Below are 1,349 nucleotides of genomic sequence, written 5' to 3' on the forward strand. Positions count from 1 at the left end.
TCGCAGATGACGGCGCCGGAGGAGACCGAGCTGCCGACCTCGGCGGCGAGGCCCTTGACGGTGCCGGAGCGGTGCGCGTTGAGGGGTTGTTCCATCTTCATGGCTTCCAGGACGACGACGAGGTCGCCTTCCTGGACCTGCTGGCCTTCTTCGACGGCGATCTTGACGATGGTGCCCTGCATCGGGGATGCCAGGGTGTCGCCGGAGACGGCCGAGCCGGACTTCTTCGCGGCGCGGCGTTTGGGTTTGGCGCCGGCGGCGAGTCCGGTGCGGGCCAGGCTCATGCCGAGCGAGGAGGGCAGGGAGACCTCCAGGCGTTTGCCGCCGACCTCGACGACGACGGTTTCGCGGCCGGTCTCTTCGTCGGTCTCGGTGTCGGCGGTGGCGGTGAAGGGTTTGATGTCGTTGACGAACTCGGTCTCGATCCAGCGGGTGTGGATGTGGAACGGGTCGCTGGTGAAGGCCGGATCGGTGACGACCGCGCGGTGGAAGGGGATGGCGGTGGCCATGCCCTCGACGTTGAACTCGGCCAGTGCGCGGGCGGCGCGTTGCAGTGCCTGTTCGCGGGTCGCGCCGGTCACGACGAGTTTTGCGAGCAGGGAGTCCCAGGCGGGGCCGATGACGGAGCCGGACTCGACGCCGGCGTCGAGGCGGACGCCGGGACCGGTGGGCGGGGTGAAGGTGGTGACGGTGCCGGGGGCGGGCAGGAAGCCGCGGCCGGGGTCCTCGCCGTTGATCCGGAACTCGAAGGAGTGGCCGCGCATGGCGGGGTCGTCGTAGCCGAGTTCCTCGCCGTCGGCGATGCGGAACATCTCGCGGACGAGGTCGATGCCGGTGACTTCCTCGGTGACCGGGTGTTCGACCTGGAGGCGGGTGTTGACCTCCAGGAAGGAGATCGTGCCGTCCAGGCCGACGAGGAACTCGACGGTGCCGGCGCCGACGTAGCCGGCTTCCTTCAGGATCGCCTTGGACGCGGCGTACAGCTCCGCGTTCTGTTCCCGGGACAGGAAGGGGGCCGGGGCCTCCTCGACGAGTTTCTGGTGGCGGCGCTGGAGCGAGCAGTCGCGGGTGGAGACCACGACGACGTTGCCGTGGGTGTCGGCCAGGCACTGGGTCTCCACGTGCCGGGGCTTGTCGAGGTAGCGCTCCACGAAGCACTCGCCGCGGCCGAACGCGGCGACGGCCTCACGGACCGCGGAGTCGTACAGCTCCGGGATCTCCTCCAACGTGCGCGCGACCTTCAGGCCGCGTCCGCCACCGCCGAAGGCGGCCTTGATCGCGATCGGCAGCCCGTTCGCCTCGGCGAACGCCACGACCTCGGCGGAACCCCCGACCGGGTCCGGGGTACC

Annotated in this window: 1 protein-coding gene; it reads right to left on the reverse strand. The window is 70.2% G+C overall.

Annotation, left to right across the window (positions count from 1 at the left end):
* A partial coding sequence (locus ACGF8B_RS42070) for a biotin/lipoyl-containing protein (RefSeq protein ID WP_392748221.1) occupies positions 1–1,349 on the reverse strand: 1,349 nt, incomplete at both ends.

The sequence above is a fragment of the Streptomyces sp. NPDC047917 genome (assembly GCF_043204345.1).
Classification (GTDB): domain Bacteria; phylum Actinomycetota; class Actinomycetes; order Streptomycetales; family Streptomycetaceae; genus Streptomyces; species Streptomyces sanglieri.